7 protein-coding genes are annotated in these 17,802 nt (G+C 44.7%); 5 read left to right on the plus strand and 2 right to left on the minus strand.

What is annotated here, in order from left to right; genetic code table 11:
• Nucleotides 1-126 precede the first annotated feature (126 nt).
• Entirely contained in the window at nt 127-501 is a 375-nt protein-coding gene (locus tag OCU90_RS06130) for a YybH family protein (RefSeq protein WP_029222090.1), read from the minus strand.
• A 141-nt stretch (nt 502-642) separates the two neighbouring features.
• Here OCU90_RS06130 and OCU90_RS06135 point away from each other — a divergent pair, with 141 nt between their 5' ends.
• The 4 genes from OCU90_RS06135 (at nt 643) to OCU90_RS06150 (ending at nt 5,097) form a co-directional block, all read left to right on the plus strand.
• Nucleotides 643-1,509, plus strand: a complete 867-nt coding sequence (locus OCU90_RS06135; protein WP_061022604.1) for a LysR family transcriptional regulator — start codon at nt 643-645, stop codon at nt 1,507-1,509.
• 187 nt (nt 1,510-1,696) lie between these two features.
• Nucleotides 1,697-2,944, plus strand: a complete 1,248-nt coding sequence (locus OCU90_RS06140; RefSeq protein ID WP_240513388.1) for a paraquat-inducible protein A — start codon at nt 1,697-1,699, stop codon at nt 2,942-2,944.
• Between the two features lie 24 nt (nt 2,945-2,968).
• The gene (gene pqiB / locus OCU90_RS06145; protein WP_061022601.1) at nt 2,969-4,594 is read left to right on the plus strand and encodes an intermembrane transport protein PqiB; all 1,626 of its coding nucleotides are present in this window, start codon (nt 2,969-2,971) and stop codon (nt 4,592-4,594) included.
• The gene (locus OCU90_RS06150; RefSeq protein WP_061022599.1) at nt 4,594-5,097 is read left to right on the plus strand and encodes a PqiC family protein; all 504 of its coding nucleotides are present in this window, start codon (nt 4,594-4,596) and stop codon (nt 5,095-5,097) included. Before pqiB ends, OCU90_RS06150 begins: the two co-directional genes overlap by 1 nt.
• A gap of 137 nt (nt 5,098-5,234) precedes the next feature.
• Here the strand turns inward: OCU90_RS06150 and OCU90_RS06155 are convergent, their stop codons facing one another.
• Nucleotides 5,235-7,094 (minus strand): helix-turn-helix domain-containing protein, encoded by a 1,860-nt coding sequence (locus OCU90_RS06155; protein WP_061022597.1) that lies wholly within the window; start codon nt 7,092-7,094, stop codon nt 5,235-5,237.
• A gap of 306 nt (nt 7,095-7,400) precedes the next feature.
• Here OCU90_RS06155 and OCU90_RS06160 point away from each other — a divergent pair, with 306 nt between their 5' ends.
• Complete coding sequence (locus tag OCU90_RS06160) at nt 7,401-17,795, plus strand: DUF11 domain-containing protein (RefSeq protein WP_061022594.1); 10,395 nt, start codon at nt 7,401-7,403, stop codon at nt 17,793-17,795.
• Nucleotides 17,796-17,802: the final 7 nt, after the last annotated feature.

Here is a 17,802-nt window from a genome sequence, read left to right on the forward strand (position 1 = left end):
ACCTTCAAATCAAGTGAAAAGGCGACAGAGTCAAACATTAAAAAGCCAGCAGTCCATTTGGATTGCTGGCTTTTTGTTTTCTGTTTCTATTTTTGAGCTGTGAGCTTCTAGCTTTTAATTACAGCTCTAGCGTTCGCCTTGAACTTCGAAGTCGTCGCTTACTAAGCGAGCGCAGCCATCGGCTTCAAGTGCCCAGTGCTCACGATGTACAACACCAAACGCTTTGTTCATTGTCCAGCTAGCGGTAAGAATGTAGCCGCCTTCTGGGTGCTCTTCCCACTTAACATCGGTGTAATCAACGTCTTTGAAGCCTTGGTCGATGATGTTTTGCCAAAATGCTTGAATCGCTTCACGACCTTCAAAAGTACCAAATGGACGCGCTTCCATTACACAGCTTTCAGTATATTGATCGGCACAACCTTTTGCATCTTGGCTGTTGAATGCTTTCTGCCACGCGTTAATGCCTTGCTTACATGCTTCTAAAATTTGGTTGTCTAACATTGTCTTTCTCCATAACAGTCTTGTTTCGAGCACTGTCTTTTTGATTTGGTATCTCGATAAGTTGAATTGAGTTTAGTCTTGGAAATTGATTTGAAAAACAGAGATAATAGAAAATACTGTTTGTAAAAAGAGAACAATAAGATGAGTAAGCTAAAGCAGATGTCGATTTTCGCTCATATCGTAGAGCAGGGTTCAGTATCAGCTGCGGCTGAAAAGCTAGAGTTGTCTAAATCTGTCGTCAGTCAGCACCTCAAAATTTTAGAACAAGAGCTAGGCGCTTCTCTTCTTAAGCGCACAACACGCAGGCAATCTCTGACCAGTATGGGTGAGCGTTTTTATTTGAGTTGCAAAGACATCAACGTGATCGCTGAATCGGCTTGGGATATGGCGAAAGCTGAGCTAGAAGAGCCCCAAGGTCGGATTCGTATTACGGCGTCGAATGCTCTGATGGACTTGCTCGTCGTACCCGTCATTGCAGATCTAATGAAGCAATATCCGAAGTTAAAGCCAGAACTGATAAGCGACGATCAGCATCTAGACTTCATGGAACACGATATTGATCTCGCAGTACGAGTAGGAACTTCTCGTGACAGTAACTTAAAGCAAAAGCGTTTAGGTGAGTTTAAAGACGTGTTATGTGGTGTTGAAAGCATGCTCTCTCGTGAGCTTGAATCTATTCCTTACATCGCAAACTCTTGGCAGGGAAAACAGGTGACTCATCACTTTAGTTCGCAAAATGAACAAGATTTTATTTACAAACAGCCAGCCAGCTGCATTACGAACTCCTTTCACAGTTGTCTCGCCTTGATCAAATCTGGCGTTGGTATCGGTGTGATTCCAGACTTTTACCTTCATCAGCTATCCGGTGAGGTGGTCGACATGATGCCAGCATTTCAACTACCGACCAACACGGTTTATGCGTTGAACCCATTCGCTTCAAACACACCTATCGCTATCAAGCTGTGTGTTCAAGCGTTGGAAGATAAGCTTAAGCAGAACTTAGTTTAAGCTTTCTAGACACAGCTCTAGGGTTGTGAGGACGTGGCCAATTGGTCATCTCTTCTTTTATCTTTCTACCTCTCATTTCTACGATACTGTATTTGTTTAATTGTGTGCATATTGGCAAAAAATCCAACCCTTACTTATAGTTAGTCTTAGTGTCTAGTTGCTTATCAACCGCTAAGAGGTGCCGTTATTGTCTGATCTTTGTACCAAGTCATGCATCGAATGTGGGTTAGTCAGCCAGTTCCGGGAATTACCTTCGGGCAGTGAGGCGTCGTGCCCTCGTTGTCATCATACATTGTGCAGCATCGGTGCGAGTAAGGGGCAAGGAGTGATGGCCTACGCAGTGGCCAGTTTGATCACACTCGTGATGAGTCTTACTTTTCCCTATATGTCATTTAGCGTCCAAGGTATCAGTCAACAAATAACCCTTTATCAAGCCGTGGATATGATGAATAGGTTAGATAATTCACTGATTGCCGCACTCTTATTTCTTGCCGTTATTTTCTTACCTGCTTATTTTCTGATTAGCGCGATCTGGTTCTATTCGTTGACTGAAAAAAAGCGCACCCACTCGCCGAACCTAAGCCGTTTAGCGATCTTCATTTTAAAGACTTTGAGCTGGGTTAAACCGTGGCTCATGGTGGATGTATTTTTGATTGGTGTGTTGGTTAGTTTGATTAAAATAGCAGCACTAGCCGATGTCTCTATGGGCATATCATTTTGGGCATTTGGTATCTACGCTATGCTGGTGGTCAAAACCATTTCGTTGGTTGATTTTGATTGGATCTGGGACCGATTGATCCCACCTAAGCCGTTGCATGAATCGGTAACGGGTAGCCTTTTTCAAAAGCACGATCATTTGGTTTGTCATGTTTGTGGGCAGGTTCACTTGTACGATGAACAACTTAGTCAATGCTCTCGTTGTCATGTTCACCTACACCGATTTAATCCAACCAAAAACCTTCAGATAGCGTGGGCTCTATTACTCACATCCATTATTTTTTACATCCCGGCAAACCTATACCCAATGATGTATACGTCTGCATTCGGGACGAGTGAAGGTTCAACCATCATCGAAGGTGTCATCATTCTGTGGAATATGGGGTCATACCCAGTCGCTTTGATCATCTTGCTTGCCAGTGTGTTTATACCGATGGCAAAAATGATTGCACTCGCATACTTGTATTGGAATGCAAAAAGGGTTCAGGGTTTACCTGTTGATGAAGCGACTCGATTTCTCAAAATATACCGTGTTACTGAGTTTATTGGTCGGTGGTCAATGATAGATATTTTTGTGGTTGCCATTCTGGTTGCCTTGGTTCAATTAGACGGATTGATGGCGATTTATCCTGGGCCTGCTGCTTTGTCTTTTGCTGCCGTCGTCATTTTCACTATGTTGTCGGCAATGATTTTTGATTCTCGAATTATATGGAAATAATCTCTCGGTAGAGGTGTGGGGTATATGGAAAAACAAAGCGCGTCAGATGCGAAAGTATCAAAAAAAAATGAATTGTCTCCGGTCTGGATTGTGCCCATTATCGCGGTTCTGGTCGGTTGTTGGATGTTGTTTCAGTACTTCAACAATCGCGGACCAGAGATCATTTTGATCTTGCCTGATGCTTCAGGTATCGAAGCTGGAAAGACAGCAATTAAGTCTAAAAATGTACATGTGGGCACTATTACGGATGTCGCGCTGAGTGAAAATTACGAATACATCATAGCCAAAGCTCAGATAGACAAGAAAGCCTCACGCATGATCAATAAAGAAACCCAGTTTTGGGTGGTTGAGCCCCATGTCGGCACCGATGGCATTAGTGGGCTTGAGACCATTTTGTCGGGGTCGTACATTGAGTTGAAGCCGGGTAAATCGAGTGAGTCTCAATTGAAGTTCGATGTATTAGACACACCACCCGTCGCGGGACCAGATACCAAAGGAATTCGTGTGGTGGTTTCACATAATAAGGCCAATCAACTGCGTGTAGGAGAACCTGTCTTGCATCATGGCTTCGTGGTGGGTCGGGTTGAGAAAACAAGCTTTGACTATGAAAAGAAAGAGGGTAAATACCAACTATTTATCTTTGCACCTTATGATGGCCTGATTTTCGAAAAAACGCAGTTTTGGCTATCTTCTGGAATCGATGTGAAGTTTGGTGCGAATGGTTTAGATGTTAACTTTGCATCAATAGAAAGCATCCTGACTGGTGGTGTGAGCTTTGATGTAGCCGAGAGTATTAAGCCTGGATTGCAGATAAAAAAGAACCTTCAAGAGTACACACTGTACGACAATTACGACGCGGTTCTACAAGGTAAGTACACGACATCGATCAAGTATGTGTTGCTATTTGAAGAATCGGTTCGAGGTTTAAGGAAAGGGGCTCCAGTGGAGTATCGTGGTGTCAGGATTGGCACTGTGGATACGGTGCCGTTACAAATTCGCATGGATAAAGATGGTAAGGTCTCGAACCGTATTCCTATCTTAATCAAGCTGGAAATAGAACGAGTTTCTGAAGTCTTTAGAGCCGTGAATGCCGAAGCCTTTGCTGAACGCGTCAAGCTGCAAATGGGCGAAGGGTTAAGAGCAACCTTGAAAACGGGTAACTTGCTCACGGGAGCGCTGTTTGTCGACATTAATTTTTATGAAGATGAGGAGACTTACGAACCCAGAGAGTTTGATGGTTACCCTGTGTTCCCGGTTGTCGCGGGTGGTCTAACCGAAATTCAAAATCAGATCACCGATTTCTTAACCAAGATTAACGAGCTACCGTTAGACGCGACTATCGCCAATTTAAACGGATCGCTTGCATCATTAGATACTACCTTGAAGAGTGTCGATCAACTGATGGGTAGTGAAGGCGCAAAAGCGTTACCACAAGATCTGAGTGACACCATGAAGCAACTTGAGGCGACATTAGAGAGTTACGATGATGACTCCGACGCTTACAAGCAATTGATCAGTGCATCTGAAGAGTTAGAACATGTGTTAAAAGAGCTTCGCCCACTGATTAAAGTGCTGAACGACAAACCGAATGCGTTAGTGTTCGGTAGCGAAGTAGAAGAAGACCCGATTCCAGTTAAGGGAGTGGAATAATGAGAAAGCAATTTATATCACTGGTTGTGTCAGTCGGGCTCTTGGGGTGCGCAGCGCCTACTGATGGTACTAACGCGTACCTCTTGCCTGAAAGTACATTGGATAAACCGATCTTTAAGGTCAAAACTAGTGTTGATTTGCCGGATTACCTCGACACGATAGGAATAGCTTATCGCAAGTCTGAGAATGAATTGGTGTCTGCGCGTAAACACGTTTGGGCGGAAAACCTTGAAGGGTTGCTTGAAGAGCGGGTCAATACTTCTGATACATCAGGAGAGCCCGAAAGAGAGTTGACTATAACCTTTGAGCAGTTCAATGGTTCTTATACCGGAAACGCAGAAGTGAAAGGAACTTGGGTATTGAGCGACCAAGATACAGTACTTGCGCGTGCCGACTTCGAATCCAAAGTACCCTTGAAAGAAGCGGGTTATGAAGCACTTGTTGAAGCCCTAGGTGAAGGGTTAGATACGGTGTTATCTGAGATACAGACGCAATTGCCTTAGGTGTCTGTCAGTGTGAATACCGCTGGTAGTTATCTGGCTAATTGACTTATTCACCCGATTACTATTGGGTAGCCTCTCGGAGAATTAAAAAGCCACCTATTGTTTGGTGGCTGTTTATATCCAGTAAACCTGAGTCGTTAACCATATTTATTAATAAATGCGATAACATTCTTGTTACTCAGTAATTCGATTTTGTCGATAGTCAGTACGCAATAGCGGTAGTTTTTGTTTTTGAAGGTGATGTTCGACTTTTGTTCTGTTGGTTCTGAAAACTTCCATATTTCAAATCCGATGTTCTTCATAAGTTCCAATGCACTTGGGTTCTTTATGATCATGGAATACTTTTTAATCTTAGTATTTCTTGCAAGAAGCTTCATATCGGAAATTAGGTTCGCAATAGATTGTTCGCGCTTTTCAGAGTGACCGCTAACCACAATGTAATTTAAGTTCTGGTTAGAATCTAAAGAGCAAGCTTGCTTAATATGCAGATGTTTATTTTGATATTGCTCGAATACCTCTTCGTTGAAGAAAAAACCTAGGCTATGACTAACAATATCGCCATTAACATCGACCATTTTTCGGCCATGCGCCTTTTTTTCACTGCAATAGAGGAACAGATCGATAGTATCAAGAGCTGAAGGATCCACCTTTGTATATTGTGAAATCAGCTTTATTCTATCTATTACTGCTTTGTCATTCTGATCTGTCATTAGTGGCATGATCTGACAGTCGCAGCCTTCTTCTATTTCCCCTTTAGTGATAGACGATATTCGGCTTTGAAACGAAAAGAACCTCTCACGAAGGAAGTCTTCAAGTAGTGCACGGTCTTCGTTATCTTCTGAATCAAAGGATTTCAACGTTGTATACAAGTCCAGACCAAGGCAGTCCAATAGCTTTAGGGCTTTGTAATTACTTGGCTTTACTTTGCTATTTTCCCATCGATTTATCGTTACGACATCTACAGAGCTGAATTCATCATCTAAGTGATTAATGTATGCCGCAAAATCCTTTTGCGTTAACTTCAATTTCTTGCGCGCTTCGCGCAGTAATTGCGGAAATTTCATCATGGTAGAATATTCATCTTTGATTAGTGACATTACGTTCCGATTCGTCAGATAGTCTATTTTATCAATCGTTAATATACAGTAGCTATAATATTTATTTTTGAATGTAATATTACATTTTTTAGCAGAAGGTTCTGAAAATTTAAATACTTCAAATCCCACACTCTTCAAGAGTCTCATCATATTGGGGTCTTTTACTAAAACAGAATATTTTTTAATGTTTTTGTTCTGAGAAAGTAACTGTATATCTGAAACTATATGCTCAATAACATGATCTTTTGTCTCTGAGTGTGAGCTTATATTAAAATAATTTATGCTTTTGCTTGAATTTAAAGAGCAGGCCATTCTTAGATCTAGCTCTTGAGTTTTTAATGTCTCAAATTGATGGTCTTCAAAGAAAAAGCCTACGTTGTGACTCACAATGTCGCCATCAACATTGATCAGCTTGTGACCATGTGCTTTTTTCTCACAGTAGTAGAGATATAAATCAATTTGGTCCAGTGGCGAAATATCGACTTTTGTGAATTTAGAAAGTAGTTTGATTCTGTCGATAACGCCAGTGTCACACGGCTCTGACATTAAAGGCAGTGACTTAAAGTTGCGTTCGCCTTGTTGTTGATTCAGGCCTGATAGAGCTGAAATTCTACTTTGAAATGAGCCATAGGATTCGTTTAAAAACAGTTCGATTAGTGTGTCTTTTTGTTCGGACTTAAAGCTCTTTATTGTCTCAAACAAATCTCCGCCAAGGTACTGTAATATCTTGAGTGCTTTGTATGTACTAGGTTTTACCTTACTGTTTTCCCAACGATTTATCGTTACGACGTCAACCGCATTAAACTCATCGTCCAGCTGATTTAAGTAGGTTGCAAACTCTGTTTGTGTAAATTGAAGTTCCTTTCTGAAGTTACGTAACAACTGTGAAAACTCACTCATTAAAACATTAACCTTCTGATAATTAACTCAATGTCTTGATTCTAATTTAGACATCAGACTCTCTATTTAACATCTTCAGTAATTTGTTTTTTACGGATGTTAATTGTTCGGATTATTTGAACTGTATGTTGCGCATGTCCCTAACAGGCTAAGTGCCAAATTAGTGACGTCAAATCTATGGCTTTTTGCCTAGACGCTTGTCAATCTACTGTGAAGTGCGCGTTAATGTTCAGATACAATCTTGCCTTTTTCTTATCCATTCTATTGTTTCCATTTGCCTCCTATGCGGACACAACGGGTCTTGTTATGGATCTGTCTGTTGACAGCGCGTCTTACGACAACGACCAAGAGGTGGCTTATACGCTTGTTTTAACGAATGAGTCGGATAAAGCTATCGCTGAGTTGGACGTTAAAGATGAGCTGTTAAATATCTTAACGACAGATGACCAAAGGAATAATGTCAACGCGTTCTCGCAAGTCTCGACTCAAGCGCAATCCTCCTTCCTTTCATCTCCAGGTGATTACAGTCGCTTCGGAAACTTAGATGCATCAGGTGTGCGTATTGCGGCTGGTGGGTCGGTGACCTACACCATGGTCGCCACCGTTTCTGCTGACGCAGCCGGTACGATTGATAACGTCGCAAGTGCGAGCACTGGACTGTTGGATGCTGTTGAATCAAATACAGAATCCATTCAGCGTGGCGTGTATCAACACGATGTTGTTGTTTCGGTCGATAAGGCGAACTATCAACTCAATAACAAACTCACCTATAAGATTAAGGTTTCGAATACTGGCGATACGTTTATTCAGACGCTCGACGTTCAAGATGTCCTTTCAGACATAAAGGCACTCGATATTGAAGGGGCTTTGCAACAAGCCTTTACTGACAACGTTAACTCAGTCAGCAAGGTTGAAGGCAGCAAGAGCGAACCAGGCACCTTCGCCGAATCAGGGGACTTATCAGTAAGTGGTGCGTCGATTGATATAGGCGGATCTGTGACTTACGAAATTCAAGCGACCGTTGCCGACAGTTTAGTCGGCGACATTGTTAATGACGACATAACTGCTGAAACACGCGATGACTTGGTCACAGTTGATGAGGTTATCACTCCGCCCACTGAGCCTAGTATCACCCTGACACATACCTTGAACCAATCGGATAGCTACCTAGTCGACGATGAGTTTTCCTATACGGTCACGGTTGCCAACCAAGCAAACTCCGGTATTGCTTACCATTATTCGGTTCAGCAGTTTCTTGCAGATCTTGAAACCGATCTAGGTAACGATGTCAGCAACGAAAAGAACGCAACTGACACGGTTGGTAATCCTTACGATTTTTGGACCAATGAAGTGACCTCGATTGGTTCTAATAGCCTTTCTGAACTCAATGCATCTGGAAAGGAGTCCAACAAGTCACTAGAAGACAAAGTGTCGATCTATCCCGGTGAGCAGATTGTTTATTCCGTTGTGGTGGACGTTAGCCCTGTGTCTATTGGTCAAATTCCCCAAGTTGCTGCCCGAGTGGTTGATGCTGATGGCCTCGCGGATTCTGGCGATGCTTTGGCTAATATTCTTGATTCGAAAGACGTTCTGACAACGTCATCAAGTCAAATTACACGTAATAAGAACACCACAGATACTACTTATGTTCCGGGGATAGCCGGTGATAACGAAGTGGTCTATGACATTGTTATTTCTAACAAGGACACAGAGTTTTTTGCCAACGATATTGAAGTTGTCGATAAATTTGCTTGTATCGTGACAGAGCAAGCGGATGGCTCTAACGCTTCAGCATTTTCCGAGTGGAAGCTTGAAGTCGCCGATAGAAGTGGTGACGGATCGAACTATGGCTCATTTAATTACAATACTTGGACAACAAACGACATCAATTTGAAAGTCGACCTCGCACCTGAGGGTTTCGTTCATTATAAGCTGACCGCAAAAGTGGCAGACACCAGTGTGGGGCAGATTGTTGATGATGGTACCGATGCGGGCTTGTGCTTAGGGGATAACTTAGGCGAGTCAGGCTCTGGTGTACAAATGCCAAACTCGAAATTAAAAGTCCAAAAGGAAGTGGATTCTCGTTACTACTCAGCTGGCGGTACCCTGAACTACGACATCACGGTAGAGAATAACGGTGACGGCTACGCGATTGATGTACCGGTTTATGATGATTTAGTGTCTGTCATGACTCAGTCTATTAACGATACACCGACGAAAGCATATTTGAGCTGGGTTATTACTGCGAAATCCTATGCCTCTGACGGCTCAATTTCGACAAACAGTGATCCCGGCTTTACTGGTCAAATTGAAGGTAATCAAAGCAATAAACTTATCTTGGACGAGAAGGCTAAGTTGGCCCCACACGATAAGATCGTTTATAGCATTGCAGCGGTCGTAAACCCCATTGCCGATGATGAAATTCGTAATGAAGTGACGGTCGACAGCGTGCTTTATTCCGATAGAGGCTCATACCCACGAGATTACTACTTAGTATTGGATAAGCGTGTTGATGGTCATAACGAACAGAACGCGTATACCGACACCACCAATACTGTCACTTATACGATCAGCATTACCAACCCAGCAGGGAACGGTTTCGCCTCTAACATCAATGTCAAAGATGAAATCAGCACCATAGAAGCTGAGTTACTTCACGAGCCGGATGAAACTAAGCCCGTGTTCTCTTCGTGGACGATCAGTGCAGAAAGAGAGGCAGACTCCCCGTGGGTGAAAGCCGTGACTGACCCTGGATCGTTCTCGGATAATAATGATCTGGATGCCAACGCTCAGATCCCGCCAGGTGCGACGATTACTTATACCATTGTTGGGACACTCGATCGTAGTGTCGACAGTGAGATTCTTTGGGGAGCATTCACCAATACCGCAACAGTGACGGGACCAGATACTAATCTATCGGATACGGTACGTACCTATCCTAGCGAACCGAATCTTGTAGTCGCTAAGACCGCTCAAAATACCGACTTTGTTGTAGGTGAGCGCGCTACGTTCGATATTTATATCTATAACCGAGGCACCGGCTACGCAAATGACGCAACGGTACAAGATAGCATTTCAGCACTTAATTTCTTTGATAGCTGGACAATTGTAGGTTCGACCAACACCGATAAACCGGGTTCTCGTTACGGTGACATTGCTAACGACACTGACATCAATACCGACGTTGATATCACTCCCGGAGGGTGGGTTCACTATGAGGTGAGCGGCATTGTTAAGTCTGACTATGAAGAAGAACAAGTATCGAACCGTGTTGATGTTTACGATCCTATTACAGACCGTGACCACAGCTCTTCCGCTCAGATAGATAACTCACACAGTACCTATGACATCAATGTCTCACTAGCTAAAACGACCGATGTAGTCCGTTACACGCCGGGTGAAGATCTCACCTACACCATCGTTATTGGCAATAACAGCGACACTGATGAGACCGATCTTATCTTCATGGATCGCCTGAGTGAGATCACTACTACGCTAGCGAATGATAAAGATGGTGAAGTAGAAGATGTTCTTAATCAAAACCCGTTTGACTATTGGTCTGTGGATACTGGCGCGGGTTTCGGCCCGAATACCACTGATGATGTGGAGTTCCCAGTTTCAATTCCTGCCAAAGACTTTGTCACGGTGCGCATTAAGGCGCATGTCAAAGACAGTGCGGTGTCTAACGGTGTCGCTGACAGAGACGGCGGCATAATCCGCAACGAAGCAGTGCTGATTCATGACGATAATGCCGGTTGTACTGACGATTGTGAGTATGCCAAACGTGCCGTGGCTGAAAACCATCAAGTGCACAACAGTGGTGGTGTAGTTCGTACAACCAATATTAACCGTTACTCTCCGGGCGATGAGTTGACGTATACCATCAGATACAACTCTCAAGATGGACACGGTTATCGAAACAACGTTGACGTTAACGAACTGATTAATGACATATCAGTAGAGCTACAAGATGGCAATTCGGGTAATCCATTTTTCGATGACTCGGTAGGTTCAAACAAGTTTACGGTAGCAGTTGCTAAGAGTGATCCTGCGAACGCGGGTACAACCGATGGTACCAAAGACGGTGATGTTGCGAACGACACTGACATCGTAACCTCGATTGATATCGATGCTGGCGAAGACGTGACTTACACAGTAACAGGTATAGTAAGACCGGATGCGGTCGGTGATATTCATTACCGAGATACCGTCGTGATTCCCGATGACTACCATTTAGATTTTGATAAAACGACTGATGAAGTGGTGTACGAGCCAGCTCAAACCGTGACCTATCACTTAGTGATTGAGAATGACGGCAAAGGTAACGCTCACGATATTCCAATCGTCGATAACCTCGAAGATATTACGGTCAGCTTAGTGGACGGTAATACAGGGCCAGCGTATTCAGATTGGACCATCACATCGATCGCAACTGGAACCGATTCTGAGTATGTGGATGCGGGCGCAGGTGCTGGCAATGTTTACACATCAACCAACAGCAACCTAAATGTTGAAGCCGATATTCCGATGGGTGCTAAGCTTGAGTACCAAGTTGTCGCGACCATCAATGACAAAGCCAATGGCGATGTTGTTAACGTTCTAACCGTTGATGGCGACACCATTTCTCATGATATTTCGCAAACTGGACGCCAAATTGATTACGAAAAAAACATTCTGGCTTACTACGACACGAATGATAATGAGTTAGTTGGTGCTACCAATTACATGCCTGGCGGCTACATCGAGTATGAAATCCTAATCGAGAACATCGCATCGGCACACGTTGATGACATCAGTTTACGAGATGACATCGACCAAATAACCACACAATATTTCGATGGTAGTCGTGGTCCTGCCTTTGATCGTTGGGAGATTGAAACGTCTTCAGATAGCTCAGGGATTTCTAACCCCGATGTTGATAACTCAATCCAAGACAATAAGCCGATTGATACTCACTTCGATATCTCGGCAGACAACTTTGGCCGAGCTGCATCGTCAGCGTTTGTCCGTTATGTCATAAAAGCCAAGATCAGTCCGAAAGCGGTTGGTTCTTTTACTAATAAAGCTTATATCGATGAAGATGACGGTAACCAATTTATTGCGGTTTCTCCTCCTACGTCGATGGCGGATCCTGAAGTCACGTTCTCTAAAAAAGCCTTTTATGATTCAGGCTTCTCTTCGCAAAAAACTGAATATTCTCAAGCTTCTGGTGAGAGTGAGGTTTATTACCGCGTTGAGATTAAGAATGCGGGTGATGGTATAGAATATGGTTCTCGCCTAGAAGATGCGATTTCGGAAATTCAAACTCGTATTGCAGAAGACAGCACCACCGCAGGTGGTGATCCTGTTGGACAACCGTTCTTGGCTGGCTGGGAAGTTAGCCTAGATAAAACGGCTGCGACAGGCTCTATTACCGACGCGATTGACTTTGTTCCGGGCAATAACATCAATATTGATAACGACATTGTTATCGCGCCTCAAGAAAGCCTAACGTTCACTATTCATGCTCAAATTCGTGAAGATGCATTGGGTGACATTCAAAATAAAGCGACGTATGACGGTAGTGCTCGAACAGCGAATTTAATGCCGCTTGAAAATAATACCAGTGTTGAAAAACGTGTTGTGTCGATCAATGGTAACCCGTTCAATGATGGTGATACCTATCTTCCGGGTGACGAAGTTGAGTATGAATTTGTAGTCACAAACCCGGAAAACGGTTGGGCGAATGATATTCAGATCAAAGACACAATCACAGACATTCAAGTCGAAGTGATTGGAGGTAAAACGGAATCCGCTTTTGTTTCTGGCGATATCACCCATGAAGTCAGCAATGGTATTGATGCCAACGCTGATACTTATGTACCAAGCTACAACACCAGCGGCAACCTTGACATTGAAACCGATATTGCCGCGGGAGAAGTGCTGACCTTTAACTTAACCGGTGTCGTTCGTGATGATGCTTTGGGCACGATTGATGCGAACCAAGTGACCGCAGGAAGTGGCTCTGCAACGTCGCAAGTGATACCACCTAAAGATGCTGAGCTCGATTACTTCAAAACCTTGGTGTATACCGATGGTGAATCGGCAGGGTGTTCTGTTCCTTCAAACGATGGCAGCGGTTGTACTTACGCACCACGTGGTGATGTTGAGTATCAAGTTACGTTAGATAACACAGGCGATAGCATCGCAAATGATGTGAGCGTTATCGATGCGATTCACACCATTAAAACCGAAGATGGCGATGATGCGTTCTCTAGCTGGACAACGGCTATTGCGGTTGAACCTGTTGGCACTTATGACGTGCAAGGTAACTACAACGGTAGCGTCCCATTGAATGCAACTGTCGATCTTCGTCCTGGTGAGCGTATTGTGTTTGACGTGAAAGGCACCGTGTCGACTTCAGCAACAGGCACTATTACCAACACGGCGCAAGTGAACGGTGATAACACCAACGACATCGTACTTGATCCGGGCCGCTCGAATATCCTGATTGATAAATGGACGGATACGCCTGAGTACGTGCCGGGTGGAACAGTGAATTACTACATAGACATCACCAATGACGATGTGGATTCTGGCCTGTTTTCGATTCGTGACATCATCAGCGGCTTTGAAGTCGAAACCGTCGATGGCTCAATGAAAACGGCATTGACAGAATGGACGGTTGATTACGATGTGCTTTATAACTCGGCGCCGTCAGATCTCAACGCTAATGACTTCTCAGAGCTTGATAAGCTAGTTGGTCAAAACAGTCCAGACATCGATTTACCTGTCGAATCGATCAAGATGGCAGGGCGTGACGATGCCGGGACGGGTGGTGGTGATAAGTACACAGCTGTCCGTATTCACGTTCAAGGCAAGGTTCGTGATGATGCGATTGGGCGCTTTACCAATACGGCTTATCTACGACATGGTTTGGACGATTCGAAGATCGCTCGCTTACGAGAAGGCTTTATCACTCCGAAGTCGGGTCAATTGGTTCTAACCAAAGAGACGACGCCAATTGCAGAACCTGATGCCAAATACCAACCGGGTCAACCAATTTCCTACAAGATCACTGTGGCTAACACGGGTGAAGGTTACCTTGTCGATCAGGTTCTAACAGATCGTATCGACACCATCATGACAGAGGTGGCTAACAGCCCAGATCAAGAGCAAGCGTTGACAGGTAATTGGATCATTAGCGACGAACAGCTTGATGGCAGTGGCGATCCAGCCCTGAACGCTCGCAAAGATGTGGTTAATAACGCACAGGGTTATAGTGCGACTTACAGCATTCACCCGGGTGACAGTTATTCATTTGTCGTGACCAACACTGTTAATGATAAGGCCAAAGGCGAGATCACTAACGTCGTTAAAGTTGATAGCGACGACGGTGAGCACTCTGCAGACGCGACCTATATTCCAGAAGACGCGCAAGTTGAGATCACTAAAGAGGTCGATAAAGCAGAGTACCTTCCGGGAGAGGCACTTCAGTACACCGTAACTGTTAAGAACAACGGCTTAGGTTGGGCTGAAGATGTTGCTATTGAAGATGCTCTGAAGTCGGTTGAAACCACGATTGCAGGCGGTAGGACTGAACAAGCTTTTGACCCTGCTTCAATCCAAATATCTGCGGTATCGACAACGGGTGAAACCCCAGTACCGGATGCAACCCGTGGTGAAGACCTCGATGAGACGCTCGATATTGCGCCTCAAGACAGCATTGTTTTCACGATTCAAGTGATGACTAATCCGTTGGCGACAGGCGATATTACTAACATCGCATCAGCGACCTTTGACGGCACAACATTTGATGACAGTGCTACCAGTACACCAGTGTTGGCGACGGTTTCGGTCAAGAAGACGGTTGATACGCCATCGTATGAAGTAACCAAGCTGATTAACTACGACATCACCGTAACCAACAGCTCTGATGCGTTTGCATCTGGTGTTCAACTTCAAGACATCATCAGTGACATTCAAGTCGACACGACGGCTGATAAACAAGAGTCGGCATTCCTGCTTTGGGAAGTGAGCTTTGAAGCTTCCGACGATCGCTCTGTTGTCACTCCCAAGACGTTCGACTTGAGTGAAGACATCGATGTGAGTATGGATGTTGCGCCACAGAGCACTGTGACTTTCCATGTTAAGGCGTTAATTCGCACGACAGCGATTGGTGATATCAGCAATACGGCGACCATCACTTACAACGGTGCCCCACAAGACTCTGTAGTGATTATCACACCGAAAGAGGCGGAGTTTGTTGCGACGAAAACCAACGTGCAAACCGAATATGAGCCGGGTGGTGAGCTTGAGTTCCTGATCACCATTGAAAACACCTCGAACAACTACATCAGTGACTTAAGTGTTGTTGATGATATGGAGTCGATTGAGGTCGCATACTACAACGGATCGACGGGGCCTGCTTTTGTGGTTGGTTCCACTTCTTTGGTGGTCGATTCAACCACAATAGGCACCACTACCGAGCAAGTTAGTCCGACGGAGTACAACGTAGATATCGCGCCGCACGGCACAGTTGTGTTCCGCTCAAAAGGCACCGTAGTCGACACCGCAACTGGACACATCATTAATACCGCGCAAGTGGACGGCGGCGATGTTATCAGTCCTCCAGTTCACACCGTGGCGGCTGTGGTTCAAGCTGAGTTGTTTACCGATGCCCCGTATTACGTACCGGGAGAACAAGTTGAGTATCACTTAGTGGTGCAAAATATTGGTCGTGGTATAGCTAAAGATGTCGCGCTTTACACCCAGTTCTCTGAATCCATGGGTGATCATATTGATGGTGATTTTAGTAATGCGTTTGATAAATGGACACTAACGGCAACATCAGAAGGGGCTGAAACTCAACCGGGCACCTTTGATAACGACAAAGACCTGTTCACCTTGGTCGACATCGCGCCGGGCGGCAATATTGATTACACGTTCACATTGACGGTCAATGAAGACATGCTGACTAACATCGATGTGCTTGGTTACTACCTCGACTTAACCGGTAGTCCAGCGATGCGCGCTCGTTCTAAGGGCATGTTGGCGTCTGAAACCTCGATGCAGGCAGTGGCAGACCAAGTATCTGCTTTGGATTTGCCGCCAGTGGGTGCTGATCTGGTTGTTGAAAAACGTTCTGATAAGCCTGAATACACCGAAGATGACGACAGTGTCACTTATTACTTAGCCGTGACCAACAACGGTCAAGGTAACGCGGCTAATGTTCGTCTAACCGATGAGATCAGTGAACTACAAAACAGCACAGGTAATAAAGTCTTTATCGATTGGACAATTGAAGGTGTGGAAGTCGACGACTCGGGCGCGGTTATTCAGCGTCATTCTTTCCCGTCGAATAAAGACTTAGACACCACAGTTAACCTGAAATCCAACAAACGAAATGCTTACGCGTTTGAGGTCGTGGGTACGCTAGGTAAGGGCTTGGATGACGACATTACCAATACCTTCACGGCGACTGAATCTGACGGTACTGAAACTAGCGACAGCGTAACCAACCATATCAAGAAGATTCCAGATAACTCTGGGGAGTTGGAGCTAACCAAGTCTGCACTGCAAGATACCGCGCAAGTGGGTGATGCGGTTGAGTACGAGATCATCGTTGAGAACAACAATGAATCTTACTTTAAGAACGTGACTGTGGAAGACCGCTACCCAGGTGGTCTGAAATACATCGTGGATACATCAGAAGTTGTTCTGAGCGGCATTGATGGTGAGTTTGGTACGGAAGACGATCAGGTTATCTCTCAAGAACCATCAGATACCGGCAAGTTAATGTTCACATCGTTGAACTTTGATCCGGGCGAGAAGCTGCGTATTCGTTACTTATTGCGTGTTTCGGTAGGTGTCACCTTTGGTGATTACATCAACACCGCAGTAGCGAAGGTTGATGGCTCGGCTGTTTCTAATGAAGACACCGCCAAAGTGACCATTGAGCCGGATAAGGTGTTCGATACCTCGTCAATCATCGGCAAAGTGTTTGAAGATCACAACAAAGATGGATTCCAAGCTGATGCAACGGCTTTTGATGTTGAGTTAACCGCGAACCTAGCAACGCAAGGCTACATCGCTGATTCGACGCACATCATCCGTGATGGTCAGGATGTCGCCATTCAAGATGGTGCGATAACCACTGCACTTGAGCAAGGCTTGGATCTTGGTGACCTTTGGGGACATTCAGTGAACCGCACACTGCCAGAAACCAGCAAAGTGGTGATTCAATTTAGAACTCGCACACAGCAGAGCTTTGATTTCTACGTCACTACTGATGCGGGCTCTCGCATCGAGTTCGACGCACAAGGTCAGATTCAGTTTAAGCATGAATCGGACAAGAAAAAGGGATTGAGCGCGGAAAACCTCAACGTAACCAGAAACCTGTATCGCGATGGCGAGGATTACCTGTGGGAAATCGTTATCGAGAACAAAGGTATTTACGAAGATGGTATTCCGGGCGTTAAGTTGATGACGGTTGAGGGAATCGTTATTTACACAGACCAGTACGGTCGTTACCACGTGCCCGACCAATGGGTACTCAATAAGAAAGGTAAGAACTTCCTCGTGAAGTTGGACACTGATTCGCTCTCCACCTCCATGGAAGTGGTGAGCGAAAACCCAAAAGTGTTGCGAATTACCCCGAACAAGCTCACCAAGTTCAACTTTAGCGTTCATCGCAAAGACCAACAAAGTGAACAGAAGTAAGCCATTG

The organism is Vibrio splendidus (genome assembly GCF_024347615.1).
GTDB classification, from domain to species: Bacteria; Pseudomonadota; Gammaproteobacteria; order Enterobacterales; family Vibrionaceae; genus Vibrio; species Vibrio splendidus.

Bases quoted from the DNA above. Each gene is read 5' to 3' on its own strand.
- OCU90_RS06160 (WP_061022594.1), top strand. From the start codon at position 7,401: ATGGATCTGTCTGTTGACAGCGCGTCTTACGACAACGACCAAGAGGTG.
- OCU90_RS06130 (WP_029222090.1), bottom strand. From the start codon at position 501: ATGTTAGACAACCAAATTTTAGAAGCATGTAAGCAAGGCATTAACGCG.
- OCU90_RS06135 (WP_061022604.1), top strand. From the start codon at position 643: ATGAGTAAGCTAAAGCAGATGTCGATTTTCGCTCATATCGTAGAGCAG.
- pqiB (WP_061022601.1), top strand. From the start codon at position 2,969: ATGGAAAAACAAAGCGCGTCAGATGCGAAAGTATCAAAAAAAAATGAA.
- OCU90_RS06155 (WP_061022597.1), bottom strand. From the start codon at position 7,094: ATGAGTGAGTTTTCACAGTTGTTACGTAACTTCAGAAAGGAACTTCAA.
- OCU90_RS06150 (WP_061022599.1), top strand. From the start codon at position 4,594: ATGAGAAAGCAATTTATATCACTGGTTGTGTCAGTCGGGCTCTTGGGG.